This window comes from Rhodococcus sp. 06-235-1A (assembly GCF_002258785.1).
Classification (GTDB): Bacteria; Actinomycetota; Actinomycetes; order Mycobacteriales; family Mycobacteriaceae; genus Rhodococcoides.
On sequence record NZ_NOYI01000012.1, the window covers coordinates 176,008 to 201,319 of the forward strand.

A 25,312-nucleotide genomic window follows, 5' to 3' on the forward strand; every position below is an offset into this window, starting at 1 on the left:
GCCTGTCCCACTACTAACAGACTGACATACGTCGACCAAATACTCGCAGATCAGTCACATATCGGCCTACTCCGCGTGCGGCCAAATGGTACGTGCGTCCACGTTCCGTGGAGCCTCACCGACGTTCTCGGTGAGGCGCAACAGCCGTCGTCGACCGGTGATTCTCAGTCCCGGATTGGAGCCGCGAGTGCCGATCAGCGTCGGAGCGATGCCCGCGCGCATCAAGGACTGGGCAAGGACGGAATGGGTGTCCGGTGCGTGCGGATCGAGTCCGAGCAGGTACCGCTCGCCCTCCGCCTCCGGACGACCCGACGCGAGCACCCAGGCACGCAGTTCTCGTGATCCGGGTATCCACCCGGGAGGTACGGCTTTGACTGCGCCCTTGGTCCACAGAGATGCCAATGCGGACAGTTCGGGGACCGACGCGGTACGTACCAGGGGCCGGTCTTCCTCCGACCGACCCAATTCCGCGGCCAGACCACACTGCTCGATCAACTCTGCAATGGCATCGGCCCGCCACTGCGCGTCGACGACGACGGAAATGCGGGCCGAGCCCGAGGAGGTGACGACGTGGCCGGTGGCGGCCAGCAGCCCACTGAGATCGGTCACCGCGGGCGGTAACGATTCGGCGGAGAAGAAGGACAGCTGGTTCACAGCATGGACATTAGGACATCCGCGCCTGCGCTCACGGCTTTCGACGCTCCCGGGTGGTTTGCAAACGCGTCATCCCCCTCCGTGATCGACTCGTATAGGGAGCCGATCGAGAAGGGGGATGACGTATCTCGACTCGGATGAGAAGAGATTCAGACTGCGCGAACGCCCGTTGCCTGAGGGCCCTTGGTGCCCTGGCCGACCTCGAACTCCACGCGCTGATTCTCTTCGAGGGTGCGGAATCCGCTGCCCTGAATCTCGGAGTAGTGGACGAAAACGTCAGCGGAGCCGTCTTCTGGTGCGATGAATCCAAAGCCCTTTTCGGCGTTGAACCACTTCACAGTTCCCTGTGCCATGCTTTTCCTTCTCTTTCTAACACCGGATTCGATGGAGCGCACTTTCGATCCATCGGGCCGGTTCCGACCGCTGCACTTGTACGAATCCCCCTCAGGATTCCCCCTGATGGACGAGCTCTCCCAGTACCGCGCCCGCAACATGAGATCCTGCGAAGCGTAGAACGAACACAGAAGCTGCGACCGGGTCAAGTGAACCATGAACTCCGCATTCGCAACAGTCGAAAACCGACCCTTTTCGAACAATTTGCCCTTGTTGTGGAAACGCACAACACGGGACGGATGAATTGCGGCTCCCACCAGGGCGCGGAGGAGCCGACGATGGCCCGCGATAGCATGGGGATCCCAGGTCGCGAAGAGCCCGACGGCGCTTGTAGATCGAACGAATGCATGGAGACCGGCAGTGAGCGAGAAGCATCCGCTGGGCGGTGCGGATGACGCGAGCTACGGGCAGCGATTGTTGGATCGGGTGCTGGCGGGTTCGCCAACGAACGAGAGCCCGCTGACCCACGTCGCCGAGCTGCCGGCACGGGTCTCGCAGTTCGCCTCCTGGCCGTCGTGGGTGGGCCCGGAAGTGGTGCAGGTGATCACCTCTCGTGGGATCGCACAACCGTGGACCCATCAGGCGCGTGCGGCAACACTCGCCGCCGAGGGCAATCACGTGGTGCTCTCGACGAGCACCGCGTCCGGCAAATCGTTGGCGTATCAACTTCCCATTCTGACGACCCTGTCCGCCGATGCTCGGGCCACGGCGTTGTACCTGGCTCCCACCAAGGCCCTCGGCGCCGATCAGCTACGCACCACCATCTCGATCACCGACGAGTTGCGGGAACTGTCAGGCGAACTCGCAGAAGTGTTTCCGAGTGCCTACGACGGCGACACTCCGATCGAGATCCGCCAGTGGGCCCGCACCAATGCGCGGTGGATCTTCACCAATCCCGACATGCTGCACCTGGGCATCCTCGGTTCGCACGAGCGGTGGTCTCGGTTCCTGCGCAATCTTCGCTACGTGGTGGTCGACGAATGTCACTACTACCGAGGCGTTTTCGGATCGAATGTCGCGTTGGTGCTCCGCAGGCTGCGGCGCCTCTGCGCACGGTACGGCGCGTCCCCGGTGTTCGTTCTCGCCAGCGCCACCACGTCCGAGCCTGGACGAGCGGCGAGCCGCCTCGTCGGAGCACCGTGCAAAGAGGTCACCGAGGACGGCTCCCCGCACGGAGCCCGCACCGTCGCACTGTGGGAACCTCCGCTGCTGAAAGAGATCACCGGCGAAAACGGTGCTCCGGTAAGGAAATCCGCCGGCGCGGAGGCGTCGCGCATCATGGCGGACCTGTTGGTCGAGGGTGCCCGGACGCTGGCATTCGTACGCTCCAGGCGCGGAGCCGAGGTCACCGCGCTCGGCGCCCAGAGAATTCTCGCCGACGTCGATCCGCAATTGGTGCGACGCGTCGCCGCCTATCGCGCAGGGTATTTGGCGGAGGACCGACGAAAACTGGAATCAGATCTGTCCGACGGCACGTTGTTGGGAGTGGCCACCACCAATGCGCTCGAACTCGGTGTGGACATCGCCGGTTTGGACGCGGTGATCGTCGCCGGCTTCCCCGGCACGGTCGCATCGTTCTGGCAGCAGGGCGGGCGAGCCGGACGACGCGGCGAGGGCTCACTGTTGGTGCTCGTGGCGCGCGACGATCCCCTCGACACATATCTGGTGCATCACCCGGCGGCCCTGTTGGACAAGCCCGTCGAGGCCACCGTCACCGACCCCACCAATCCCTACATTCTCGCTCCACAATTACTTTGCGCTGCAGTCGAACTGCCGATCACCCTGACCGAGGCCGAGGAACTGAGCGCGGAATCGGTACTCGAGGAACTCGAGCTGAAGGGCTACGTGCGCAAGCGCCCGCACGGGTGGTTCATCACCCCCGAGGGGCAGCAGTTGTCGCCGCACGGTGCGGTGAACATTCGCGGCGGCACAGGTGTGCAGGTGGCGATCGTCGACGGCGAGTCCGGCCGCATGCTGGGCACAGTCGACGGCGGCAGAGCGCCCGCCACCGCTCACCCCGGTGCCGTCCACATCCATCAGGGTGAATCGTTCGTGGTCGACGAACTCGACCTGGATGCCGGGCTCGCGCTGGTGCACGCCGAACAGCCCGAGTGGAACACCTCGGCCCGCGAGATCACCGACATCTCGATCACCGCCGTGCACGAATCCGTCGACTACGGCGAAGTACGCGTCGCACTGGTGCAGGTGAACGTCACCCACCAGGTGGTCGGATATCTGCGACGCCTCCTCTCCGGCGAGGTACTCGATTCCATAGAGCTCGACATGCCCGCGCAGACCCTCGACACCCGAGCCGTCATGTACACCATCACCCCGGAGTTGTTGGAGCACAGCGGGGTTCCGTACGAACGATTCCCCGGGTCTCTACACGCGGCCGAGCACGCCGCCATCGGGTTGCTGCCCCTGGTCGCAACGTGCGATCGATGGGACATCGGCGGAGTATCGACGGCACTGCACCCCGACACCGGCCTGCCTACCGTTTTCGTTTACGACGGATACGACGGCGGAGCGGGCTTCGCAGATCGCGGCCACGTAGCCATTGCCGATTGGCTCGCCGCTACCAAGGACGCCATCGCCTCCTGCGAGTGCCAGACCGGATGCCCATCCTGTGTGCAATCACCCAAATGCGGAAACGGCAACGATCCACTGGACAAAGACGGTGCCGTTCGAGTGCTGACGGCGGTACTCGCGGCCGTCACTCGGGAAGGGTGACGCGGCTTGGGGTCCTGAGCGCTGGGGTCTGGGTGCGGGGTTCGCCGCGTCCGAGGTTCGCCGCGTCCAAGGTTCGCCGCGTCCGAGGTTCGCCGCAAACGCGCGCGCACTCGCTGAACGCGCGCAAAGTTGCGGCCAGAACGGAGCAATTCCGCGCGCCCCTGGCGAACGCGCGTGCATTTGCGAGAGGTCTGGACGCGACCCGCGCTGTCGCCCGCACCCGGCGACATGCGGAGCCCTGTCGAATCTCCAGCACAATGCCGACTCGACTGTGATCGACCGCAAATGTGGGCAACTCTGACGGTGTGTCAGTTCTGAGACTGTTCCAATTTCGATGATTCGAGAAGCCACAGGACTGGTGGAGGTCCGATATGACTGTGACCGTTCGAGAGACTGTTCCGGCCATCGTCGAGAAGGTGGGATGCCACTACATCCCGCCGCACGATTACGAGGTCGGTCGCGAACAAATTCGTGAGTTCGCTCGTTCGGTCCACGACGACCACCCTGCCCATCGCCTGGAAACAGCGGCGGCTGGGCTGGGCTATTCCACGTTGATCGCCCCGGTCACCTTCGTCAGCGTCATCGGCACGCGACTGTTGCCGGAGTTGTTCGCGCACTTGCTGATCGGCTATTCCGTCAGCGACGTCCTGCACACCGATCAACAAATCCTCCTCCGACGACCGTTGCGGGTCGGCGACCGAGTGAGCTCCGATCTGTGTCTCGAATCGTTCCGCCAGTCCGCGGGAAGTGACGTGATGGTCACCAGCAATACCGTCACCGACAAAGAAGGCATCGAAGTCATCACCTGCAGAACGACATTCGTGGCCCGGACGGGTGGATACACCGACCCCGCGATAGCCACCGCACTGCGCAATCTGATGCGTAGCTGACACTCGTCACTGCCGGCGTGTCACGACGGGTCCGCCCTGTTGTCAATGGACAGGGCCGCAGCGGACGACCGGATGTGTTCTTCGGCCGACTTCATTGCCAGGTCTGCATCGCCTGCTTCGACGGCGGCCAGAATCTGCCGATGTTCGGCTTTCAAGGTGTCGGCCAGCGAGTCCCAATCCTCGATCTCCAACAGCGCGGCGAGGATGGGCGCACGCATCGATTCGCGGATGGCCGCGGTGAGCGACGCAACGAAGTCGTTACCCGAGGCCTCGGCCAAGGCGATGTGAAAGTTCGTGTCGGCGTCGTTGAAGACCTCCCGGGTGACACCCCGGGCTTCCATGATCTCCACGGCATCCCTGGCCTGGGCGAGCTTGTCCTGATCGGGAGCCACTGCGGCGAGGTGAACGCTGGCCCGTTCGAGCGCCACTCGCGTGCTGATCAAGTCGTCGATCCGAAAGTTGGCCAGCGCCACGTGCAGGCGAAGGAGACGTGTGAGGGCGGGCCGCGGCAGAGCCGCCACGAAGGTGCCTGCTCCGGGACCCGAACCCGGCGACGACCGGAGAATTCCACTGCTCTCCAGGACACGTACTGCCTCACGGACCCCGGCCCGGCTCACGTCGAGCTGAGCTGCGAACTCCCGCTCGGGCGGCAGCGGATCCCCGACGCGGAGATCACCTGCCATGATGCGCTCCTCGATTGCGTCGATCACCAGCTCGTGCGCGCGGGCGCGCCGGACCGGCTTCCACGAAAGCGGTTCGTTCTGCGCCCGTTCAGCGTCGTCAGCCATATCGGTCATCCAACCAGAAGAAGGTCTGTGGCCTCAGCCTCTTGACCCCGTCGAGTGTGATCCATACCATTCTCCATGTGGTCAGACCTCACACACCTTGAAGGTCTCGAATGGAGTAGCTGTGTACACACCCGATCTCGCACCGCTCGCGGGCAGCATGGGATTGTCCGCAGCGGTGGCTTGCCTGCCGCTGTTGACGGTCTTCGTCACGCTCGGCCTTCTTGGATGGAAAGCCCACTTCGCCGGCCTGGCCGGGCTCGTCGTCGCGCTTGCAGTGGCGGTTCTGGCCTACGACATGCCGGTGAACCTGGCCGGGTTGTCGGCCACTCAGGGCTTCGCCTTCGGGTTGTTCCCGATCGTGTGGATCGTGATCTGTGCGATCTGGTTGTACGAGTTGACGGTGACGAGCGGACGTTTCGACGACCTGCGCCGCATCATCGACGCCATCTCCGACGATCCGCGCATCCAGGCCATCATCATCGCGTTCGGCTTCGGCGGGCTACTCGAAGCCCTCGCCGGATTCGGTGCTCCGGTCGCCATCACCGGTGTCATGCTGCTGGCCATCGGTTTCGCTCCGATGCGCGCAGCCGTCGTCGTATTGCTCGCCAACACCGCGCCGGTTGCCTTCGGTGCCATCGGCATTCCGATCCTCACCGCTGGGAACCTGACGGGCATCGACTACCACGAGATCGGCGCGTACGTGGGCCACCAGACCCCGTTCATCGCCCTGTTCGTACCGCTGTTCATCGCGTTCTTGACCGATGGTCGACGCGGCGTCGCCCAGACATGGCCGGTTGCCCTGGCCGTCGGCGTCGTGTTCGCCGTCGCGCAGTGGGTCAGCGCAACCTGGATCTCGGTCGAGCTGACCGACATCATCGCCTCGCTGGCGGGCATCGCCGCAGCAGTCGTCGTTCTGCGGTTCTGGAAGCCGACCGGATCCGACGCCGCCCGCGAACGCATCCTCCTGGCCCGAGATGCCGACCTCGATTCGGGGAGTTCCGGCACTGCCCCGATCACGCCTGCACCGGTCGCCACCCGCACCATCGAGGCCGCGCCGCTGACGAAGCAACGAGTGTGGCTCGCACTGTTCCCCTACCTTCTCGTCATCGCGGTGTTCTCGGTGGCCAAGCTGTGGTCGCCGGTCACCGGGTTCCTCGCCTCGACCGACATCGCCGTGCCGTGGCCCGGTCTCGACGGCAACATCCTCACCGCCGCCGGTTCCCCCGCCACCACCACCATCTACAAGTTCACCTGGCTGTCGACGCCGGGAACACTGCTGCTGATCTGCGGTGTCATCGTCGCCGCCGTCTACCGCGTCAGTGCTCCCGACGCCGCCCGACTGTTCGGAAGCACGCTGGTCAAACTCCGATTCTCTGCACTCACGGTGGGCGCGGTGCTGGCGCTCGCCTACGTGATGAACCAGTCGGGGCAGACCATCACCATCGGTACCTGGATTGCCGGCACCGGCGCATTCTTCGCCTACCTCTCCCCGATTCTCGGGTGGCTGGGAACCGCGGTCACCGGTTCGGACACCAGCGCGAACGCCTTGTTCGCGACGCTGCAGCAGACTGCGGCGATCAACGCCGGCATCGACCCCACCCTGCTGGTTGCCGCCAACACCTCGGGTGGTGTGGTGGGAAAGATGATCAGCCCGCAGAATCTCGCCATCGCCGCGACCGCGGTGGGGTTGGTCGGGAGAGAGTCCGAGATTTTCCGAAAAGTCATCGGGTGGAGCCTCGGCCTGCTGCTTGCCATCTGCCTTTTGGTCGGACTCCAGAGTTCGGTACTGGCCTGGATGCTCCCCTGACCCGTCGTCCCCACCACTCGCCGTAATACTGCACAGAATCGAGACAATGACATGCCCATCACCCGGCAGATGCCCAAAGCTACCGACCTGCGCGAGGTCCTCTCGTTCAAGAAACCCGATCTGAACCTGCGTCGACGACGCCTGAACGCCGCACTCACCATCGACGATCTCCGCACCATCGCCCGTCGACGCACCCCGCGCGCGGCATTCGACTACACCGACGGTGCCGCCGACGCCGAGATCTCGCTCTCGCGGGCTCGTCAGGCCTTCCGCGACGTCGAATTCCATCCCTCGATCCTGCGGGACGTCTCCCACGTCGACACCTCGACGACGGTGTTCGGTGGGCCCTCCGCGCTCCCGTTCGGCATCGCACCGACGGGCTTCACTCGACTCATGCAGACCGAGGGCGAATACGCCGGTTCTGCCGCAGCCGGAGCTGCGGGAATTCCGTTCTGCCTCTCGACTCTGGGCACCACGTCGATCGAGGACGTCAAGGCCACCAATCCGACTGGGCGAAACTGGTTCCAGCTCTACGTCATGCGAGACCGCGACATCTCGTTCGGTCTGGTCGAACGCGCCGCGAAGGCAGGCTTCGACACCCTCCTGTTCACGGTCGACACACCGGTTGCCGGCTCACGCCTGCGCGACAAGCGCAACGGATTCTCCATCCCACCGCAGTTGACCGCGTCGACGATCGCCAACGCCATTCCTCGTCCGTGGTGGTGGTGGGACTTCCTCACCACTGCCAAGCTCGAGTTCGCGTCGCTGTCTTCTACCGGCGGCACGGTCGGAGAGCTACTCAATTCAGCGATGGATCCGTCCATCTCGTTCGAGGATCTCGACGTCATCCGCGACATCTGGCCCGGCAAGCTCGTCGTCAAAGGTGTTCAGTCGGTGGCAGATTCGGCCCGTCTCGCCGAACTGGGAGTCGACGGGATAATCCTGTCGAACCACGGAGGCCGGCAACTCGATCGCGCTCCCGTTCCCTTCCACCTATTGCCGCAGGTCGTGAGCGAAGTGGGATCCGACTTCGAGGTAGCCGTCGACACCGGCATCATGCACGGTGCCGATATCGTCGCCTCCATCGCGATGGGGGCGTCGTTCACCCTCGTCGGCCGGGCGTATCTCTACGGCCTGATGGCAGGCGGCCGCCAGGGCGTCGATCGCATGATCGAGATCCTGCGTGAGGAAATCGTGCGCACCATGCAACTGCTGCAAGTCAATTCACTCGCCGAGCTCACCCCGGAGCACGTCACCCAACTCACTCGGTTTGCCCCGCTGCAGGCCGGTGCGCGCACCGTCACGTCGAGCTGACCGCTGCAGACGGACCGCTGCGCCCCGTCGAGGCCGGGGTTCGGGGCCGGCGTTCGGGGCAAACGCGCGCGCATTCGCTGAACGCGCGCGAAATCGCCGGCTCGAACGGGGCGATTCCTCTCGCATCTGACAAACGCGCGCGCGTTTGCGGATTCGGGCGGGCCGGCGGGCGCACCCAACCGGCTTCACCCCGGACCCGCCCGCGCCGAGGCGATGGCGTCGGACATTCCGAAGCGCCCCAGGAACACCGGCTGACCCACCGTCACGATCACGTCCCACTCGTCGATGGTGCACTCCCGCAAATCGGTCGACATCCTGCTCGCCAATGATCGCGCCGTATCACACGCATCCGCCACCCCACGATCCAGAGCCCCCGCCCCGGCCAACGCAGCGAGGTCGGCCGCCGACTGCGCCTGATGACGAGCACCCACCGCCGACCCGACGTGCACCACCATCACCACCACGGCGATCAACGCCGAGATCGCGAGCGCCGCCAACACCGTCGCGCCGCCCTCGTCATCACGCAGGCCCGTTCTCATTCCACTGCAACCGGTTCCGCGGCAGCAACCGCCTCCGCCGACAACGTCAGTCCCGGCAACGGACTCTCGACCTCCACCCGCGCGACGAAGAACTCCCCGTCCTCGGTCACCGTGATGCGCGCGCCGCCCGGTGCCACCCGTTCCCCCACCGAAACAGCCCGGGCCCCATCACCCCTGGCCGCCAGTCGAGCCGCCTCGCGGGCCGCATCCACGCACCCGATGTGCATCGTCACCGACACGATCGCCCCGATACACACCACGATCACCGCGACGATGGACGCGATCGCGAACGCCGCCTCCACCGTCACGGCACCGTCGTCACCGGTCGCGATCAGACGGCAGTGTTCAACGCTCGATCGATGATCCCCGTCAACGCCGACACGATGCTGTCCCCGGTCACGACGGTGTACAACACCGCCCCGAATGCCGCGGCGGCGATGGTGCCGATCGCATACTCCGCCGTGGACATCCCGTCGTCCTCCGCACCGAACGTCGCGATTCGAGTCTTCAACTCCTGCACTGCGTTCTCGATCATCTCGATTCCCCTCCCTGTTCTCCGACGCGGCATCTCCGCATCGGACACTTGTGTGTGCGGCAGTCACAGCAGACCGCCGCCCAGGACGTTGCCCGCCAGTCCGATCACCACAGGGATGATCCCGAGACAGATGAACGCAGGCAGAAAGCACAGACCCAGCGGCCCACTGATCAGCACGCCCGCGCGTTCGGCTGCAGCGGCCGATGCATCCTCGGCACGAGTTCGTTGTGTCGCAGCAAGTTCCGTCATCGCCGACGCCATGGACGACCCGGCGCGGGCAGATCGGCGGGCCATCCTGGCCAGAGCCTCGGTCTCCGGATCCTGCGCGACGGCATCCCAGGCGGTCTCGGCATCGGCTCCGAGTTCGAGCAGATCGGCGGCCTTACGCAACGCTGCGCCGAACGAAGTGGGAGCGGATCGAGCCGCAGCTGCAGCGGCCGTCGCCACGGGGAGCCCCGATCGCAAGCACGCTGCGAGTAGGTCGAAGGTCGTGGCGACCGCGAGCGGGTCGGGGCTCGGCACCTCGACGGTGTCGGTATCTCCGCGGCCGTCGAGTGCCAGCCTGTGTAGTCCACCGCCGACCGAGGGCAGCGCGATCAACGCCGTTGCCAGGCAGAGGACAGTCGCGGACATCATGTCGTCACCTTGCCGGTGATCGCATCGGTCCACAGAAGGCCCGCGCAGCCGAGAGCGGTGCCGATGCAGAGCAGAATGCCGCCCATCCCGCCGCCGAGCAGGATCTGCAGCGGATTCGCTCCCATCAGCTGCCCGAGCGCAACACCGAGTATCGGCAGACCGGCCAGCACCAGCGCGGTGGCCCGGGCACCGGCCAGCGACGCCTCCGTTCGTTCGCGAAACCGCCTGCGCCCCAGCATATCGTCGCGCACAGCGTCAAGCAGCTCGGCCAGTGCAAGTCCATGGTCGTCGGCTACCCGCCACGCTGCCGCCAATCGAGCCAGCTCCGCGTCCAGCAACGGATCGGACGCGGCGATGCCGTCGGCAGCCCTGCCGCCCAGCCGGGCTCGCGATGCCGCACCGCGCAGTGCCGACGATGCGATTCCACTGCACTCGTCCGCCGCAACCGCACTGGCCACTGCCGGATGGGATCCGACGCGGAGCTCGCCTACGATCACCTCGACTCCGGTGGTCAACCACTTCAGTTCGGTTGCGCGGCGGTCTCGTTCGAGCCGCCGCCGGTAGCGCCTCCACCCTGTTCCGCCCGCCACAGCTGCGGCCCCGACGGCCCAGACACCGCCGAACCACCACACCGAGCCAGCCGCAACCAGGGCAGTGCAGCTCGGCACCAGCCATGGCGGCACGGTCGATACTCTGCGCTTCCCGATTCTCAGGCCGCGGGAACCATTCGGCCACAGAATAATTGCCGCGGCGAGGACAATCAGCACGGGCGTCATCGGGCGTCGCCGCAGCGGCGGTCCAGCAGTTCGAGGAGCCGACACTCCCCCGGCGTCGCGTCGGAATCGACAGACCACGCCGCCACGATCTGCACCCGGCCGGTGGAATCGACGTCGACAACCCCGATCTCGCGCAGCCGTCGTGTGCCGTCCGCACTGCGATGGACGTGCAGCACCACCTGAACGGCCGCGGCGAGCTGACTGTGCAATGCATCGCGCCCCATTCCGCCCAGTGCTGCAAGGGCTTCGAGTCGAGCGGGCACTTCGGCGGGCGAGTTCGCATGGATGGTTCCGGCTCCACCGTCGTGGCCGGTGTTGAGAGCCGTCATCAGGTCGATCACCTCGGCACCCCGTACCTCACCGACGACGAGCCGGTCCGGCCGCATCCGCAATGCCTGACGCACCAGTTGGCGCACCGATACTTCACCCACCCCTTCGACATTGGGCGCGCGAGCCACCAGCCGCACCACGTGCGGATGTGCCGGTGCCAGCTCGGCCGCGTCCTCGACGCAGACGATCCGCTCGGCCGGATCAACCTCGCCCAACAGGGCCGCGAGGAGCGTGGTCTTTCCCGCGCCGGTTCCGCCGACGACCAGGAAAGCCAAGCGGCCGAATATGATTCGACGCAGCAGCTCGTATCCGTCTTCGGTGACGGCTCCCGATGCGCGCAGCGCTGCAAGCCCTTGAGTCGCCGGTCGCAGCACCCGAAGAGACACACACGTTCCGCCGCTCGCCACCGGTGCCAGGACAGCGTGCAGGCGGACGCCGAACACGCCCTGCCCCACACCGGGCAGCCGTCCGTCGACCCAGGGCTGCGCGTCGTCCAGCCGGCGGCCTGCCGAGAGCGCGAGCCGCTGCGCCAGGCGCCGAACGGCAGCCTCGTCTACGAAGCGAACGTCGGTCCGTTCGAGTCCACGACCACGGTCGATCCACACCTGATCCGGCGCAGTGACCAATACGTCGGTCACTCCGGGCTCGGACAGCAGGGGCTCGAGCGGACCCGCGCCGGTCAGTTCGGTCTGCAGAACCCGCAGGGCGGCAAGCATATCGGTGTCGCCGATGACCCCGCCTGCTTCGGCCCGAATGGCGGCGGCCACGGTCGCGGGAACCGGAGTCTCGGCAGACACCGCCAGACGATCGCGGACGCGGTCGAGCAGATCTGCGGTGACGACGGCGCTCATGCTGCCCACCGCCGTCCGCCGGGCTTCTGGGCGAAGGTGTCGAGCACACTGTTCGCCGCAGCTGCCAGTGGCGAGCGGCGCCCCAGCACGAGACCACCCCGTTCGAGGCGCTCGGCCAACCCCGGTTCCGCGCGCATCGACGTCAACAGCGGCAAGTCGAGGGCGGCGGCAATGTCGTCGGCCCTCAGACCGCCCGGCGCAGGTCCTCGAACGACGAGGCCGACGTTGGCATTTCGGTCCGCCACATGCTCCGCCACGGCCTCCGCGGACGTCACGGCCCGTAACTCCGCCGGCAGTACCAGCACGACGAGGTCCGCCGCGGCATACACAGCGTCGGAGACGTCGCTGGGATGACGCGAGACGTCGCACACCACCAGATCACCCGCTGTGCGGCCTGCGTCGAGCACAGACGTCACCGCGACGGCAGAGAGCCCGGCGCTCCGGTTCTCGAATCTGCCCAGCGCGAGCACCGACAACCCGTCGCGCGAGGGCAGAGCACCGTGCAAGGCGTCGCCGGATACTCGGCCGCCTTCGACGACCACATCGGTCCATCGCAGACCTGGAACGGTCTCCCAGCCGAGCAACAGATCGAGTCCGCTGCCGTACCGATCGCCCTCGACGAGCAGTACTCGCCGACCCGCGCGACCACCGCAGAGTCCAAGCGCAGCGGCAAGTGTCGACGCTCCCGCACCACCTCGCGCGCCGACCACGGCGATGACTCCCCCGTCTCCGGTCGGCAACGACGCCGGTTCGCCGAGCAAACGCACCAATGCGTCTTCCTCCGAGGGCAGCGAAATCACGTGTTCGACGCCGAGTGCGGTGGCGGTGCGCCAGTCGGCGAGCGTGGGCGTCGAAGCCGTCACGAGAATGACGCCCGCTCGTCGCGAAAATCCGGTCGACAGCGCGGTCTCCGCGGACGCGAAATCGACCAAAATTGTTTCGGCGCGATCCCACATCGACCGTGTCGATTCGATACCGACCAGTAAGTTCTGCTCTTCCACAACACAATCCGCGGCCGCAGCGATTCGATAGACGTCCTCGCGAAGGCTACGAAGTTCGATCGACATCGCTACGGCTGCTGGTGCGCTTCGCTGTCGCCGGTCCGTTTCCATGCGCCCAGCCTGCGTGAGAATATGCTCGAGATGAACGCGACTTGGGGAAATGTGGATAAATTCGGCCCTGTGGATGAATATCAGTACGCAAGTACCATTTTTCGACCCACCCCGGAAAAGAGGACGACCCTCGCCAGGGGGGGAGGAGGCGAGGGTCGTCTGGTTCAGCCCCGGGGGGTCGGGCTGAACACCGCCCGGAATGAACCGGGCTCATGGAAAATACTACACCCGTGGATGTCCTTGTTTGCAAGTTCAACTGTCGGAATTTCTCGATGAAATTCGGGCGAGTCCGCCAGTGCCACCACACGACATCCTCCGGTCACCACCGGCCACTATGGTGACAAGCGTGACCCAGAGCGCGAGCAACGACGACGCCCCGACCGGCCGACGCGCGGCGCGCGTCGCGGCATTCTTCGACCTCGACAAGACGATCATCGCCAAGTCCAGCACGCTGGCATTCAGCAGGCCGTTCTTCGACCAAGGCCTCATCAACCGACGCGCGGTTCTCAAGAGCAGCTATGCGCAGTTCCTGTTCCTGCTCTCCGGTGCCGATCACGACCAGATGGAGCGCATGCGCGCACACATCGCAAGCATGACCGCTGGCTGGGATGTCGAACAGGTACGAGCTGTCGTTGCGGAAACCCTGCACAACATCGTCGACCCTCTGGTGTTCGCCGAGGCAGCCGACCTCATCGCCGACCACAAGCTTCGAGGACACGACGTCGTGATCGTGTCGGCGTCCGGCGACGAGATCGTGCACCCCATCGCAGAGCTTCTGGGAGCCGACCACAGCATGGCGACCACGATGGTGACCGTGGACGGCAAGTACATCGGTGAGGTCGACTTCTACTGTTACGGCGAGGGCAAGGTCGAGGCCATGAACTCCCTGGCAGCGCAACATGATTACGACCTGGCCTCCAGCTACGCGTACTCGGATTCGATCACCGATGTGCCGATGCTGCGTGCCGTCGGCCACCCGACGGCCGTCAACCCCGATCGCGCGTTGCGCAAGGAAGCCGCAACCAACGGGTGGCCGATCCTGACGTTCTCCAACCCGGTATCACTGCGGTCACGGATTCAGACTCCATCCGGGAAGACCGTAGCGGTAAGCGCCGCAGCAAGTTTCAGCGCGCTCGCGGCCGGCGTGATCACCTACGGACTGCTCCGTAGAAAACGATGAGGCCCAAACCCTTGATGTGAGGCGCGTCACGGGGTACAAATGACGTACGGAAGAACGGAAGGCCAAGAACGAATCGGAAGAGAAGATTCGCCCTCCCGACCGGGATTCCCAGCACGGACACCGGCACCCACGCGGAGCTTGCCACCTAATGGCAGAAGCGCTGTGGGCCTGCGAAATTCGCCATTGATCAGCAAGAACCCTGCACCGGTTGCAGGGATGACCTCATCAGTGCCGAGTTCTCGCCGAGGCCACGTGGTAGTCCATCACAGCCCACCTGTGCACGCTTGGTAACCAGGCGCTCCGTGCTAACGGGCGGCGACGTCGACGCAAGTCGACATCGCCGCCCTTTTACGTGTGCACGATTCTTACTGAGCAGCTTCGGCAATCGAAGTCGCTTCTGCCGCACCGGCTTCGAATGCTCCACAGCACAGAATCACCCAACTCCCGACGCCCGTCGCGGTGCCCTCGGCAAATCCCGACGCGCCGTCTCGGTATGCGTTCGCTCGACGCATCCAACTCACTTCGGGTACCCCGAGATTGTGGGGGTCGAATCCCGAGGATGCCGCCACCAGCCTCGATGCAGCACGCGCAACGATGCCATCGGCCGATCCGAAAGCTTTGAGCGTCAACAATTCACCGTGTACCACAGCTGCAATCACCGGGGCAGGCGCAGAGGTTCCACCGGTCACCAGTTGAGCGAGCAGATCGAGTCGCTCGCCGACACCGGCGTCACCGCGGGGACGACCGAGCTCGGACGCATCGTCGACGAGGTCGGCTGCGGCCAGCAGGTGGAGTCGGGCAAGGGTTTGTAGCGGTGCGCGTTTCCAGGTGGACAGCGTGTTCTGCAGAGCGTCACCGTCCAGCGCTGCGGCGACTCGGAGCGCGCCGGCCAGGATGGGGTCGCCGTCCTCGCCCTCACGGGGGAAGTCCATCGAACCGCCCTCGAGCGTGGACGACGACCGAGCCGCACGTACCGCGGCCTCGGCGGCGGTGGCCGGCCAGCCACGACGATTGGCCTTGTGTCGATGCACTGCGCCCAGAGCGTCACGCGCGCGTTCGGCGGAGTCGAGAACTCCGGGCAATTCCAGCAGCGGGGCGAGGGGGTCCGTCACGACAGACGACGGTACCCCCTCCCGTTGCCCCCTACTTCGCTCCGGCCGCCAACAGCTCGGCGCGTGCCTGGCGACGCTTGGCCTGTTCGGCCGGGTCCGGCACCGGGACGGCCGCGAGCAACCGCTTGGTGTACTCGTTGGTCGGACGACGCAGAATCTGGTCCGTCGTACCGAACTCGGCCAACTTGCCCTTGTTCAGCACCGCGATGCGCTTGGCCAGCACCTCCACCACAGCGAGGTCGTGGCTGATGAACAGGCACGCGAACCCGTATTCACGCTGCAGTTCCTTGAACAGCTCGAGCACCTTCGCCTGCACCGACACGTCGAGTGCGGACGTCGGTTCGTCGGCCACCAGCAGCGTCGGCTCGAGCGCGAGCGCCCGCGCGATACCGACTCGCTGACGCTGCCCACCGGACAACTGGTGGGGATACCGGTTACGCATGGTCCGCGACAGATGCACTTGATCGAGTAGTTCCTCGACCTTCTTGTTCCGCTCGGTTGCGCCGAGTTCGGTGTGCAGCAGCATCGGCTCGGCGATGGACTGCCCGATCGGCCAGCGCGGGTTCAGCGAAGAACCCGGATCCTGGAACACGATGCCGACCTTGCTGCGCACCGACCGCAGTTCGCGATTCGACAGGTTGGTGATGTCGACGCCTGCGATGGACAACGAGCCGCCGGTGAGCTTGTTCAGACCCACCACGGCCTTGCCGATCGTGGACTTACCCGAGCCGGACTCACCGACGAGACCGACGACCTCACCCATCTCGATATCGAGACTGACCCCGTCGACAGCCCGGAACACGGTACGGCCCGGGTACTCGATGACACCGTCGACGATGCTCAACGCCCGGGTGTCCTCGACGGCACTCGGCTCGGCAATGGTGCCCGCCGCAACGGACTCCATGCTGCTGCCGAGGTGCGGCACCGAGGCGAGCAACTGCTGTGTGTACGGATGCGACGCGTTCTTGAATATTGTTTGCGCAGCATCGGTCTCGACGATGACGCCGTCCTTCATCACCGCGATGCGGTCGGCCATGTCTGCCACCACACCCATGTCGTGGGTGATCAGCACGATCGACGCGTCGATGCGATTCCGCAGATCGCGCATCAGGTCGAGGATCTCGGCCTGCACCGTGACGTCCAACGCGGTGGTCGGCTCGTCCGCGATCAGCAGGGACGGATCCGACGACAGTGCCTGGGCGATCATGGCGCGCTGACGCTGACCACCGGAGAGCTGGTGCGGGTAGTAGTCGACCCGAGTCTCCGGATCCGGCATCTCGACGAGCTTCAACAACTCGACGGCCCGCGCCTTGGCTTCCTTCTTCGACAGCGATGTATGCGCGCGGATGGCCTCGGTGATCTGCCACCCGATCGAGTAGACCGGATTGAGCGCCGTCATGGGCTCCTGGAAAATCACTGCCACGTTCTTGCCACGGATGGGGGCCAGCTGCTTCTCCGGCAGGCCAACCAGTTCGCGGTCGCCGAGCACGATGCTGCCCGACACGCGCGAATTGTCCGCCAGCAGACCGGGAATGGCCATGGCGGTAGTCGACTTGCCGGATCCGGACTCACCGACGATGGCGAGAACTTCACCGGCCGCGACAGTGAACGAGACGGAATCGGCGGCCTTGCGCCACACCTTCTCGACCTCGAACTCGACCGTCAGATCGGTGACGGTCAGGACCGTGTCCTTCTGAATGCTCATGTCAGTTCCGTTTCGGATCGAGTGCGTCACGGAGTGCGTCGCCGAGCATGATGAACGCGAGCACCGTGACCGAGAGGAACGCGGCCGGGAACAGCACCAGATGCGGAGCCGTCAGGAACACGTTCTGACCAAGGTTGATCTGCAGACCCCAGGAGATCTCGGGGGCTTGCAGACCGATTCCGAGGAACGTCAGTGTCGCCTCGGCCGCGATGAACGTACCGACCGAGATGGTCGCGTAGATGATCACGGGCGCAAGGGCATTGGGCAGGATGTGTCGCACCAGAATTCGGTACGTGGACGCACCCAAAGCCTGAGCGGCCTGTACGTACTCACTGTTCTTGATCGCGATGACACTCGATCGGACCAGTCGCATCGCCGTCATCCAGCCGAACACGACTAGGGCGAGCGAGACGGTGAAGATGGTGCGCTGTTCGGTCACCGTCAACAGGATGAGGGCACCGAGCAGGAGTGGAATTCCGAAGAAGACATCCGTGAAGCGAGCCAGGATGCTGTCGGTGACGCCGCCGAAATAGCCTGCGAGAGCGCCGATCAGAACACCGATGATGAGCACTCCGATGACGGAGAGCACACCGATCGACAGTGAGATACGCGCACCGTAGATGACGTTGGCGTAGTAGTCGCACCCCTGGATGTCGGTGCCGAACCAGTGCTCGGCACTCGGCGTCTTGCGCGAGTTGGACAGCGAGCACACCCGCGGATCGATACCCCGCGCGAACAGCTGCGGGAACACCGCCATCACCAGAAGTACGAGAAGCAAGAACGACCCGATGATGAAGAACGGGCTCTTGCGCAGGTACTTCCACGCGTTGCCCCAGAGGCTGGCCTGGCCGACCAGATCCACGGCCTCGCCGGTGATGACGTTGCCGGGCTGGCCCTCGTCCGCGGCGTGGTGAGCTGCGTTCGTGTCTTCCTTATTCATAGCGAATCCTTGGATCGAGAACCGCGTAGAGAACGTCCACCACGAGGTTGAAGAAGATGTAGAAGAACACGAAGAGCGTCACGATGCCGACGACGACGGCACCTTCCTGACGCGCCAGTGCGTCGTAGATCGCGCGGCCGAGACCCGGCAGGTTGAACACCGTTTCTGTCACGATCGCGCCGCCCAGCAGACCGCCGACGTCGGCACCGATGAAGGTGACGACGGGAATCAGCGAGTTGCGCAGCGCATGCCGAACGATGATGCGCCGGTTGCTGATTCCCTTCGACTTGGCGGTGCGGATGTAATCCGCTGCCATCGATTCCGCGACGGAGGTACGAGTCAACCGGGCGACGTACGCCATCGACAGCGACGCGAGTACGAGGCCGGGGAGCAGGAAGCTCGACCACCCGTCGTTGATACCCGAGATGGGGAAGATGCCCAACTTGAGACCCAGGGTGAACTGAGCGATGAAGCCGAGTACGAACACCGGAACCGACACCAGCAACGTGGTGGACACCAGCACGAGGTTGTCGAAGAAGGAGCCCTTCTTCAGAGCCGACAACACACCCGCTGCGATACCCATGATGGTCTCGAACACCACGGCAACGATGGTGAGCTTGATGGTGACCGGCAGGGCCCGCTCGATGGTGTCGAGCACCGGGCGGCCGGAGAAGTCGGTACCGAAATTGCCCTGGAAGAATCCGGCGATGTACTTGAAGTACTGAACGATCAGGTTGTCGTCGAGGTTGTACTCGTCTCGCAGCTGCGCGACGACGGCAGGGGCGAGCGGACGATCTCCGGCGAGAGCACGGATGGGATCACCCGGAAGGGCGTACACCATGGCGAAGATCAGAAAAGAAGAGCCGATCAGGACGGGAATCGTCAACAGTAATCGGCGGGATATGTAGCGACCCACTGTGGTTTCTCCTTGGATGCGGCGATCCTGCGAATCGGGTCTCGCTCACGCAGGTCTTCGGCGGGCGTAGGCCCACCGCCGAAACGAACCGATGGGTGGCAACGAATTCATATCCGTTGCCACCCACCGGTGTCCGTTATTAGCTGACTACGACGTCCTCGAGGACGATGTCGCCGGTGTTGTCGATCTTGACGTCGGAGACGCGATCGGACCACACTGCCTGATTCAGGCCGTAGAACAGCGGGGTTGCGGGCAGCTGCTGGAACAGAATGTCCTCTGCCTCTTGGTACTTCTCCGTTGCTGCTTCGACGCTGTCGGCGTTGTTGCCTTCGGCCAACTTGGCGTCGAACGCCGGATCGTTGAAGAAGGTGTAGTTGCTTCCGGCGGGCGGAGTTGCCGCGACGGAGTACAGCGGGGACAGGAAGTTGTAGATCGACGGGTAGTCCATGATCCAGCTCGAACGGAACGGACCGGTCATACCCTTGGCATCCTGCAGCGGCAGGTACTGAGCGAACTGCAGATCGCCGCGCAGTGCGTAGTCGACACCCAGGTTCTCGCGAATCTGGTTGCCCACGGCCGTCATCCACGAATCGTGGCCGGCGCCGGCGTTGAACCACAGGTCGATCGGCTGACTGCGATCGAAACCGGCCTCGTCGAGCAGGCGGTTCGCCTCGGCTGCGTTGAGCTTGCAGGTGTCACCACATGCATCTTCGCGGTAGCCCTCGACCACGGGTGAGGCAAAGGAGTTGGCGGGAGTGCGGGTGTCGGTGAAGATCGCCGTCGCGATGGCCTGGCGATCGATGGCCATCGAGAATGCCTTGCGCACGTTCGGGTCCTGGAACCGCGGGTCGTACGTCGGGAAGCCGAGCGAGGTGATGTCGGGACGGGCGCGATCGGCGTAACGATCACCGAACTGATCCCGCGCGGTGGCCCAGGCATCCTCGGGCAGGTCGAGCATGATGTCGAGTCCGCCGCCCTGCACATCGTTGTAGCCGGTGTTCAGCTCGGTGTAGACCTTGAAGTTGACGCCCGCGGACTTGGCGGCGTTGTCTCCTGCGTAGTCGTCGTACTTGGTGACGGTGAAGCCCTGTCCGGGCACGAAATCCGAGTCGGCCTTGAACGGGCCGTTACCGATCGGGCGGGCACCGAATGCCGTCGGGTCGGCGTAGAAGGCCTCCGGCAGCGGGTCGAACGCGGTGTAGCCCAGCGTCAGCGGGAAGATGGCGAACGGTCCGTTGAGCTTGACGGTGAAGGTCGTGTCGTCGACGACGTTCAATCCGCTCAGTTCGGTCGCGGCGGGCTCGGCAGTGTCGCTGCCCTGGAGATCCGCATAACCTTCGATGTTCTCGAAGAAGTACGAGGCACCGAATGCGTTGGTGCTCAACGCATTGTAGCTCCACGCCTTGGTGAAGGACTCCGAGGTGACCGGAGTGCCGTCGTGGAAAGTCCAGCCGTCCTTGAGCTTGACGGTCCAGGTGACGTTGTCTTCGGACTCGACGGACTCGGCGACGCCGTTGTACTCGACGCTGTTGTCCTCGTCGTTGAACGTGACCAGCGGAGTGAAGAGCGCCTTGAGGACCTGGCTGCCTTCGCTCTCGGTGGTGTTTCCGGGAACCAGCGGATTCTCCGGCTCGCCGATGTAGATGCTGTAGACCCCGTCGGCACTGCCGCCGGAGCTGGAGCCCCCACCGCCACAGGCGGCGAGCAGGCTCGCACTCATCAGCACAGCCGTGGTGACGACCGCGGCACGTTTGATACGCAAGGAAATCCTCCATCCAGATGTGAACACGGGGTCATCCGTGCTCAGTTCCTCGGGCGCGACGCCCGGGGATTCGTGGGCGACCGCATGGCACGGCTTGTTGGCCGTTCCAACGATCTGATGGGATGGACTTTAGACACATCCTGAAACGAACATGTGAACTCCCCCGGATTTTGCTGACCCGCGAGTAGGTCGGAAACATGATCGAAACTTTTCGGCAAGTCGATTTCTCACAGTTCGGGCATCGACGTCGCCGCGCCTGCTCGTCGCCTGTCCTGATTACCGCCCATCGTGCAGAAACTACCGATCACCGCAGATCAGGGGGTTGCAGGCGATTGCAACGGTGCGATCGCCATCACATGTGACTACCCTCACAAGGGGCTCGAGACCGGCACGGGAGTGCAGTTTCATGAGCTAAATGCACCGGACGAAAGTGAGCTATTCGAGATGACGACCAGTACCTCTGGAACCGACGAGACCGTGGTTGCTTCCTACGCACCCTCGGCCGAGTTCTCGGCTCAGGCGAACGCCGGAGCCGATCTCTACGCCGCCGCGGAGGAGGATCGACTCGGGTTCTGGGCCGAGCAGGCTCGCCGGCTCCACTGGCACACGCCGTTCACCGAAGTGCTCGACTGGTCCGACGCCCCCGTCGCCAAATGGTTCGCCGACGGCGAGCTCAACGTCGCCTACAACTGCGTCGACCGCCACGTCGTCGACGGTCACGGCGACCAGGTCGCCATTCACTGGGAAGGCGAGCCGGGCGACAGCCGCGACGTCACCTACTCCGATCTGCTGGCCGAGGTCAGCCAGGCCGCCAACACCCTGACCGAACTCGGTCTCGTGTCCGGTGACCGTGTTGCGATCTACATGCCCATGATCCCCGAGGCCATCGTCTCGATGCTCGCCTGCGCACGCCTCGGCCTGACGCACTCGGTCGTCTTCGCCGGATTCTCGGCCACCGCACTGCGCTCACGCGTCGACGACGCCGAAGCCAAGCTCGTCATCACCACCGACGGTCAGTGGCGACGCGGCAAGCCCGCGCCCATCAAGGACACCGTCGACGAAGCAGTCGACGGTGCCGCCTCGATCGAGCATGTTCTGGTCGTCAAGCGCACCGACTCGGACGTTGCATGGACCGACGGACGCGACCTGTGGTGGCACGAGACCGTCGCGAAGGCGTCGAAAGAGCATGAGGCGCAGCCCTTCCCGGCCGAGCACCCACTGTTCATCCTCTACACCTCCGGCACGACGGGTAAGCCGAAGGGCATCATCCACACCTCCGGCGGCTACCTGACGCAGACCTCGTACACCCATCACAACGTCTTCGATCACAAGGCCGGCACCGACGTCTACTGGTGCACCGCCGACATCGGCTGGGTCACCGGACACTCCTACATCGTCTACGGCCCGCTCTCGAACCGCGCCACCCAGGTCGTCTACGAGGGAACCCCCAATTCACCCGACGAGCATCGGCATTGGAACGTCATCGAGAAGTACAAGGTCTCGATCTACTACACCTCCCCCACACTGGTCCGCACGTTCATGAAGTGGGGCAAGGAGATCCCCGAGGCCCACGACCTGAGCTCGATCCGCCTGCTCGGCAGCGTCGGCGAGCCCATCAACCCCGAGGCGTGGCGCTGGTTCCGCGATGTCGTCGGCGGCGGCAATGCACCGATCGTCGACACCTGGTGGCAGACCGAGACCGGCGCGATCATGATCTCCCCGCTGCCCGGCGTCACCGCCACCAAGCCCGGCTCGGCGATGACCCCGCTACCGGGCATCTCGGCCAAGATCGTCGACGACGACGCCAAGCCACTGGGCAACGGCGGCAACGGTTACCTCGTCCTCGACGAGCCGTGGCCGTCGATGCTCCGCGGCATCTGGGGCGACATGGATCGGTACAAGGACACCTACTGGTCGCGCTACGCCGAGGAGGGCTGGTACTTCGCCGGCGACGGTGCCAAGTACGACGAGGACGGCGCACTGTGGGTGCTCGGCCGCGTCGACGACGTCATGAACGTCTCCGGCCACCGCATCTCCACCTCCGAGGTGGAATCGGCGTTGGTCAGCCATCACAGTGTCGCCGAGGCCGCAGTGGTCGGTGCCGCCGACGAGACCACCGGTCAGGGCATCGTCGCGTTCGTCATCCTGCGAGGCGGGGAGGAGAACACCGGCGATGCGTTGATTGCAGAACTCAAGGCTCAGGTCTCCAAGGAGATTTCGCCGATTGCCAAGCCCCGGGAGATCTCCATCGTTCCCGAGCTGCCGAAGACCCGCTCCGGCAAGATCATGCGTCGACTGCTCCGCGACGTGGCCGAGGGCCGCGAACTCGGCGACGTCTCCACCCTCGTCGACCCGAAGGTATTCGAGGCCATCAAGAAAGGCCGCTGAGCGCTTCGCGCATGTGCGCGGAAACTCGTAGTGGGCTACGAGTTTCCGTGCACGTGCGGCGCAGCCGCTCAGGCACTCAGATCGAACACCGTGTAGTCGCCGACGGTCATCGGCGTGAAGGTGGCGGACACCCAGTCACCGATGGCCGACGGCCTGGTCTTGCCCGTTCCTGCGATGAAGTAGTGAATCTTTCCCGCGGCCACGTCGGCCTCGAATTGGTCGAGTGTGGGCGACGGGTCGGTTCCGGAGAATCCGCCCACCGGCATCACCGGATCGTCGGTCGCGAGCTGTAGAACCGCGGCGGCATTGGATCCGATGGTCGCCGCCGCCCAGGTGTACTTCTGCGGATCGGTTTCGAGGAGTCCGATCAACTCCGAGTCGGGAGCCGATGACGAGCCGAATTGCGTTGATCGCTCGGCATCTTCACTCCCTCGACCACTTCGATACGCGGCCTGGTCGGACACAACGGCAGGCCCGGCCGACGGGCCACCTCCAGTATGCGGAGTGACCACGGTATCGGCGACGTAGGCGACTGGACCGGCAAGAGCCACCGCAATTGCCATCGCCCCCAGTGCAATCGACATCGATCGGGACCGACGGAACACCAGGGCCACTGCGACGATCACCCCGACTCCCAGCACTACCCACCGCAGCCACGGCAGAAATTCGGGACTCCGCGCCAGAAAGACGAACGACGTGGCCGTCGTGATCGCAGATGTCAGCACGAGAACAGCACGCCACGCTGCCTTTCGACGCCTCACCCACAGCTCACGGACAGCCGCTCCGGCGATGGCGGCGATCGCCGGAGCGACGACGATCGTGTAGTACGGGTGGAACGTGCCCGACATGAAGCTGAACACCAGCGAGCACCCGACGAGCCACAGTCCCCACATCACGAACCAGGCGCGCTGAAAGTCCTGCCGAGGAGCTTTGCCGCGCAACACGATCCCTGCGACCACGAGCACCAGTGCGGCCGGAATCAACCACGAGATCTGCCCGCCCTGGGCGGCCGCGAACATCCGGGTGATGCCCGTCTGCGGTCCGTGCCCACCCGGCCCGAAACCGCCGGCCTGCGCTGCATCACCGACAGACGATCCGGCGGTGCCCGCGTGTTCGTTACCGGTCAACCTGCCCAGGCCGTTGTAGCCGAACGTCAGGTCCAGGATGCTGTCGGTCTTCGATCCGCCGACCCAGGGCCGGTCCGCCGCCGGCACCAGTTGCACGATCGCAACCCACCATCCGGCCGTCACGAGCACCGCGGCACCGGCGGCCAGCAACTGCAGAATCCGAGTGCCGAGCTTGGGCGGACCGAACGCGGCGTAGGACACGGCAAGCGCCGGAACGACGAGGAAGGCCTGCAATTGTTTTGTCAGAAAGCCGATTCCGACGACAGCCCCGGTCAGCACCAGCCAGCGCGTCCGGCCGTCCTCGAGCGCCCGCAGCATCGCCCACGCTGCCCCCAACAGAGTGAGGGTGAGCAAGGCGTCGGGATTGTCGTAGCGGAACATCAGCGCGAAGGTCGGCGTCGTCGCCAGTACCGCGCCGGCGATCAACGCTGCCCCGTATCCGAATCGGCGCGCGACGATCGCGTACATGATTCCCACACTCAGCACGGCCATCAGTACCTGCGGCAGCAACAGCGACCACGAGTTGAGGCCGAAGGTCCGTACCGAGAGCTCCATGATCCACAGCGACGCCGGCGGCTTGTCCACCGTGATGGAGTTCGCGGCGTCGGACGAACCGAACAGGAACGCTTTCCAACTGATCGAGCCGGCCTGAACGGCCGCTGCGTAGAAGGAGTTACCCCAGTGCTCGCGGTTCAGGTCGAGGGCGTAGGCCCCTGCTGTTCCGATGAGCAGGGCGGCGAGTGCGGGCAGTGCCCAGCGAGGGCGGACGATGTCGTGTTCGAGGACGGTCACGAACGATCACTGTCGCCCTCGATCCTGAGGATTTG

The 25,312-nt window shown here is 64.8% G+C and carries 22 protein-coding genes; 6 read left to right on the plus strand and 16 right to left on the minus strand.

Features of this window, described 5'->3' with window-relative positions; translation table 11 throughout:
* Window positions 1–66: 66 nt before the first annotated feature.
* Both CH275_RS11260 and CH275_RS11265 read right to left on the minus strand, forming a co-directional pair.
* Window positions 67–654: a hypothetical protein gene (locus tag CH275_RS11260; RefSeq protein WP_094678088.1), complete on the minus strand. Its 588-nt coding sequence runs from the start codon at window positions 652–654 to the stop codon at window positions 67–69.
* 149 nt (window positions 655–803) lie between these two features.
* Window positions 804–1,007: a cold-shock protein gene (locus tag CH275_RS11265; RefSeq protein WP_005248460.1), complete on the minus strand. Its 204-nt coding sequence runs from the start codon at window positions 1,005–1,007 to the stop codon at window positions 804–806.
* A 400-nt stretch (window positions 1,008–1,407) separates the two neighbouring features.
* Here CH275_RS11265 and CH275_RS11270 point away from each other — a divergent pair, with 400 nt between their 5' ends.
* Complete coding sequence (locus CH275_RS11270) at window positions 1,408–3,777, plus strand: DEAD/DEAH box helicase (RefSeq protein ID WP_179276109.1); 2,370 nt, start codon at window positions 1,408–1,410, stop codon at window positions 3,775–3,777.
* A gap of 371 nt (window positions 3,778–4,148) precedes the next feature.
* Window positions 4,149–4,667 (plus strand): FAS1-like dehydratase domain-containing protein, encoded by a 519-nt coding sequence (locus CH275_RS11275; RefSeq protein WP_094678090.1) that lies wholly within the window; start codon window positions 4,149–4,151, stop codon window positions 4,665–4,667.
* A 20-nt stretch (window positions 4,668–4,687) separates the two neighbouring features.
* On the opposite strand, the gene CH275_RS11280 is transcribed toward CH275_RS11275, so the two are convergent.
* Entirely contained in the window at window positions 4,688–5,464 is a 777-nt protein-coding gene (locus CH275_RS11280; RefSeq protein WP_256990976.1) for a FadR/GntR family transcriptional regulator, read from the minus strand.
* 148 nt (window positions 5,465–5,612) lie between these two features.
* On the opposite strand from CH275_RS11280, the gene CH275_RS11285 reads away from it, so the two are divergent.
* Window positions 5,613–7,262, plus strand: coding sequence for an L-lactate permease (locus CH275_RS11285; protein WP_218828782.1), 1,650 nt, complete (start codon window positions 5,613–5,615; stop codon window positions 7,260–7,262).
* Window positions 7,263–7,313: 51 nt separating this feature from the next.
* Window positions 7,314–8,576: an alpha-hydroxy acid oxidase gene (locus CH275_RS11290; protein WP_094678096.1), complete on the plus strand. Its 1,263-nt coding sequence runs from the start codon at window positions 7,314–7,316 to the stop codon at window positions 8,574–8,576.
* Between the two features lie 185 nt (window positions 8,577–8,761).
* Here CH275_RS11290 and CH275_RS11295 read toward each other — a convergent pair whose 3' ends face one another.
* From CH275_RS11295 to ssd, 7 genes are all read right to left on the minus strand, one after another.
* On the minus strand, window positions 8,762–9,115 hold the full coding sequence (locus CH275_RS11295) for an Rv3654c family TadE-like protein (protein ID WP_094678098.1): 354 nt from the start codon (window positions 9,113–9,115) through the stop codon (window positions 8,762–8,764).
* Entirely contained in the window at window positions 9,112–9,423 is a 312-nt protein-coding gene (locus tag CH275_RS11300) for a TadE family type IV pilus minor pilin (RefSeq protein WP_094678100.1), read from the minus strand. The genes CH275_RS11295 and CH275_RS11300 overlap by 4 nt, the downstream gene beginning before the upstream one ends.
* A gap of 23 nt (window positions 9,424–9,446) precedes the next feature.
* Window positions 9,447–9,650 carry a DUF4244 domain-containing protein gene (locus CH275_RS11305; protein ID WP_094678102.1) on the minus strand — a complete coding sequence of 68 codons (204 nt, stop codon included), beginning with the start codon at window positions 9,648–9,650 and terminating at the stop codon, window positions 9,447–9,449.
* A 63-nt stretch (window positions 9,651–9,713) separates the two neighbouring features.
* Window positions 9,714–10,286, minus strand: coding sequence for a type II secretion system F family protein (locus tag CH275_RS11310; RefSeq protein WP_094678104.1), 573 nt, complete (start codon window positions 10,284–10,286; stop codon window positions 9,714–9,716).
* Window positions 10,283–11,062, minus strand: a complete 780-nt coding sequence (locus CH275_RS11315; protein WP_094678106.1) for a type II secretion system F family protein — start codon at window positions 11,060–11,062, stop codon at window positions 10,283–10,285. Before CH275_RS11315 ends, CH275_RS11310 begins: the two co-directional genes overlap by 4 nt.
* Window positions 11,059–12,243 carry a TadA family conjugal transfer-associated ATPase gene (locus CH275_RS11320; RefSeq protein WP_094678678.1) on the minus strand — a complete coding sequence of 395 codons (1,185 nt, stop codon included), beginning with the start codon at window positions 12,241–12,243 and terminating at the stop codon, window positions 11,059–11,061. The genes CH275_RS11315 and CH275_RS11320 overlap by 4 nt, the downstream gene beginning before the upstream one ends.
* The gene (ssd, locus tag CH275_RS11325) at window positions 12,240–13,355 is read right to left on the minus strand and encodes a septum site-determining protein Ssd (RefSeq protein WP_094678108.1); all 1,116 of its coding nucleotides are present in this window, start codon (window positions 13,353–13,355) and stop codon (window positions 12,240–12,242) included. Before ssd ends, CH275_RS11320 begins: the two co-directional genes overlap by 4 nt.
* A gap of 334 nt (window positions 13,356–13,689) precedes the next feature.
* On the opposite strand from ssd, the gene CH275_RS11330 reads away from it, so the two are divergent.
* Entirely contained in the window at window positions 13,690–14,535 is an 846-nt protein-coding gene (locus CH275_RS11330; protein WP_373453699.1) for an HAD family hydrolase, read from the plus strand.
* A 365-nt stretch (window positions 14,536–14,900) separates the two neighbouring features.
* Here CH275_RS11330 and CH275_RS11335 read toward each other — a convergent pair whose 3' ends face one another.
* The 5 genes from CH275_RS11335 to CH275_RS11355 form a co-directional block, all read right to left on the minus strand.
* A complete protein-coding gene (locus tag CH275_RS11335; protein WP_094678110.1) occupies window positions 14,901–15,647 on the minus strand; it encodes an oxidoreductase in 747 nt (248 codons plus the stop codon).
* 31 nt (window positions 15,648–15,678) lie between these two features.
* The gene (locus tag CH275_RS11340; protein WP_094678112.1) at window positions 15,679–17,352 is read right to left on the minus strand and encodes an ABC transporter ATP-binding protein; all 1,674 of its coding nucleotides are present in this window, start codon (window positions 17,350–17,352) and stop codon (window positions 15,679–15,681) included.
* Window position 17,353: 1 nt separating this feature from the next.
* Window positions 17,354–18,292 carry an ABC transporter permease gene (locus CH275_RS11345; RefSeq protein WP_094678114.1) on the minus strand — a complete coding sequence of 313 codons (939 nt, stop codon included), beginning with the start codon at window positions 18,290–18,292 and terminating at the stop codon, window positions 17,354–17,356.
* Complete coding sequence (locus tag CH275_RS11350) at window positions 18,285–19,208, minus strand: ABC transporter permease (RefSeq protein ID WP_094678116.1); 924 nt, start codon at window positions 19,206–19,208, stop codon at window positions 18,285–18,287. The genes CH275_RS11345 and CH275_RS11350 overlap by 8 nt, the downstream gene beginning before the upstream one ends.
* 139 nt (window positions 19,209–19,347) lie before the next feature.
* Window positions 19,348–20,970 carry a peptide ABC transporter substrate-binding protein gene (locus CH275_RS11355; RefSeq protein ID WP_094678118.1) on the minus strand — a complete coding sequence of 541 codons (1,623 nt, stop codon included), beginning with the start codon at window positions 20,968–20,970 and terminating at the stop codon, window positions 19,348–19,350.
* 444 nt (window positions 20,971–21,414) lie between these two features.
* Here CH275_RS11355 and acs point away from each other — a divergent pair, with 444 nt between their 5' ends.
* The gene (acs, locus tag CH275_RS11360) at window positions 21,415–23,358 is read left to right on the plus strand and encodes an acetate--CoA ligase (RefSeq protein WP_094678682.1); all 1,944 of its coding nucleotides are present in this window, start codon (window positions 21,415–21,417) and stop codon (window positions 23,356–23,358) included.
* Window positions 23,359–23,426: 68 nt separating this feature from the next.
* Here the strand turns inward: acs and CH275_RS11365 are convergent, their stop codons facing one another.
* Window positions 23,427–25,277: a glycosyltransferase family 39 protein gene (locus CH275_RS11365; protein ID WP_094678120.1), complete on the minus strand. Its 1,851-nt coding sequence runs from the start codon at window positions 25,275–25,277 to the stop codon at window positions 23,427–23,429.
* Window positions 25,278–25,312: the final 35 nt, after the last annotated feature.

What these genes read in the sequence shown, in the direction of transcription:
- CH275_RS11315 (WP_094678106.1), bottom strand. Translation starts at nt 11,062, where the DNA reads ATGACGCCCGTGCTGATTGTCCTCGCCGCGGCAATTATTCTGTGGCCG.
- CH275_RS11285 (WP_218828782.1), top strand. Translation starts at nt 5,613, where the DNA reads ATGGGATTGTCCGCAGCGGTGGCTTGCCTGCCGCTGTTGACGGTCTTC.
- CH275_RS11310 (WP_094678104.1), bottom strand. Translation starts at nt 10,286, where the DNA reads ATGATGTCCGCGACTGTCCTCTGCCTGGCAACGGCGTTGATCGCGCTG.
- CH275_RS11330 (WP_373453699.1), top strand. Translation starts at nt 13,690, where the DNA reads ATGGTGACAAGCGTGACCCAGAGCGCGAGCAACGACGACGCCCCGACC.
- CH275_RS11280 (WP_256990976.1), bottom strand. Translation starts at nt 5,464, where the DNA reads ATGACCGATATGGCTGACGACGCTGAACGGGCGCAGAACGAACCGCTT.
- CH275_RS11320 (WP_094678678.1), bottom strand. Translation starts at nt 12,243, where the DNA reads ATGAGCGCCGTCGTCACCGCAGATCTGCTCGACCGCGTCCGCGATCGT.
- CH275_RS11275 (WP_094678090.1), top strand. Translation starts at nt 4,149, where the DNA reads ATGACTGTGACCGTTCGAGAGACTGTTCCGGCCATCGTCGAGAAGGTG.
- CH275_RS11290 (WP_094678096.1), top strand. Translation starts at nt 7,314, where the DNA reads ATGCCCATCACCCGGCAGATGCCCAAAGCTACCGACCTGCGCGAGGTC.
- ssd (WP_094678108.1), bottom strand. Translation starts at nt 13,355, where the DNA reads ATGGAAACGGACCGGCGACAGCGAAGCGCACCAGCAGCCGTAGCGATG.
- CH275_RS11340 (WP_094678112.1), bottom strand. Translation starts at nt 17,352, where the DNA reads ATGAGCATTCAGAAGGACACGGTCCTGACCGTCACCGATCTGACGGTC.
- CH275_RS11295 (WP_094678098.1), bottom strand. Translation starts at nt 9,115, where the DNA reads ATGAGAACGGGCCTGCGTGATGACGAGGGCGGCGCGACGGTGTTGGCG.
- CH275_RS11345 (WP_094678114.1), bottom strand. Translation starts at nt 18,292, where the DNA reads ATGAATAAGGAAGACACGAACGCAGCTCACCACGCCGCGGACGAGGGC.
- acs (WP_094678682.1), top strand. Translation starts at nt 21,415, where the DNA reads ATGACGACCAGTACCTCTGGAACCGACGAGACCGTGGTTGCTTCCTAC.
- CH275_RS11265 (WP_005248460.1), bottom strand. Translation starts at nt 1,007, where the DNA reads ATGGCACAGGGAACTGTGAAGTGGTTCAACGCCGAAAAGGGCTTTGGA.
- CH275_RS11305 (WP_094678102.1), bottom strand. Translation starts at nt 9,650, where the DNA reads ATGATCGAGAACGCAGTGCAGGAGTTGAAGACTCGAATCGCGACGTTC.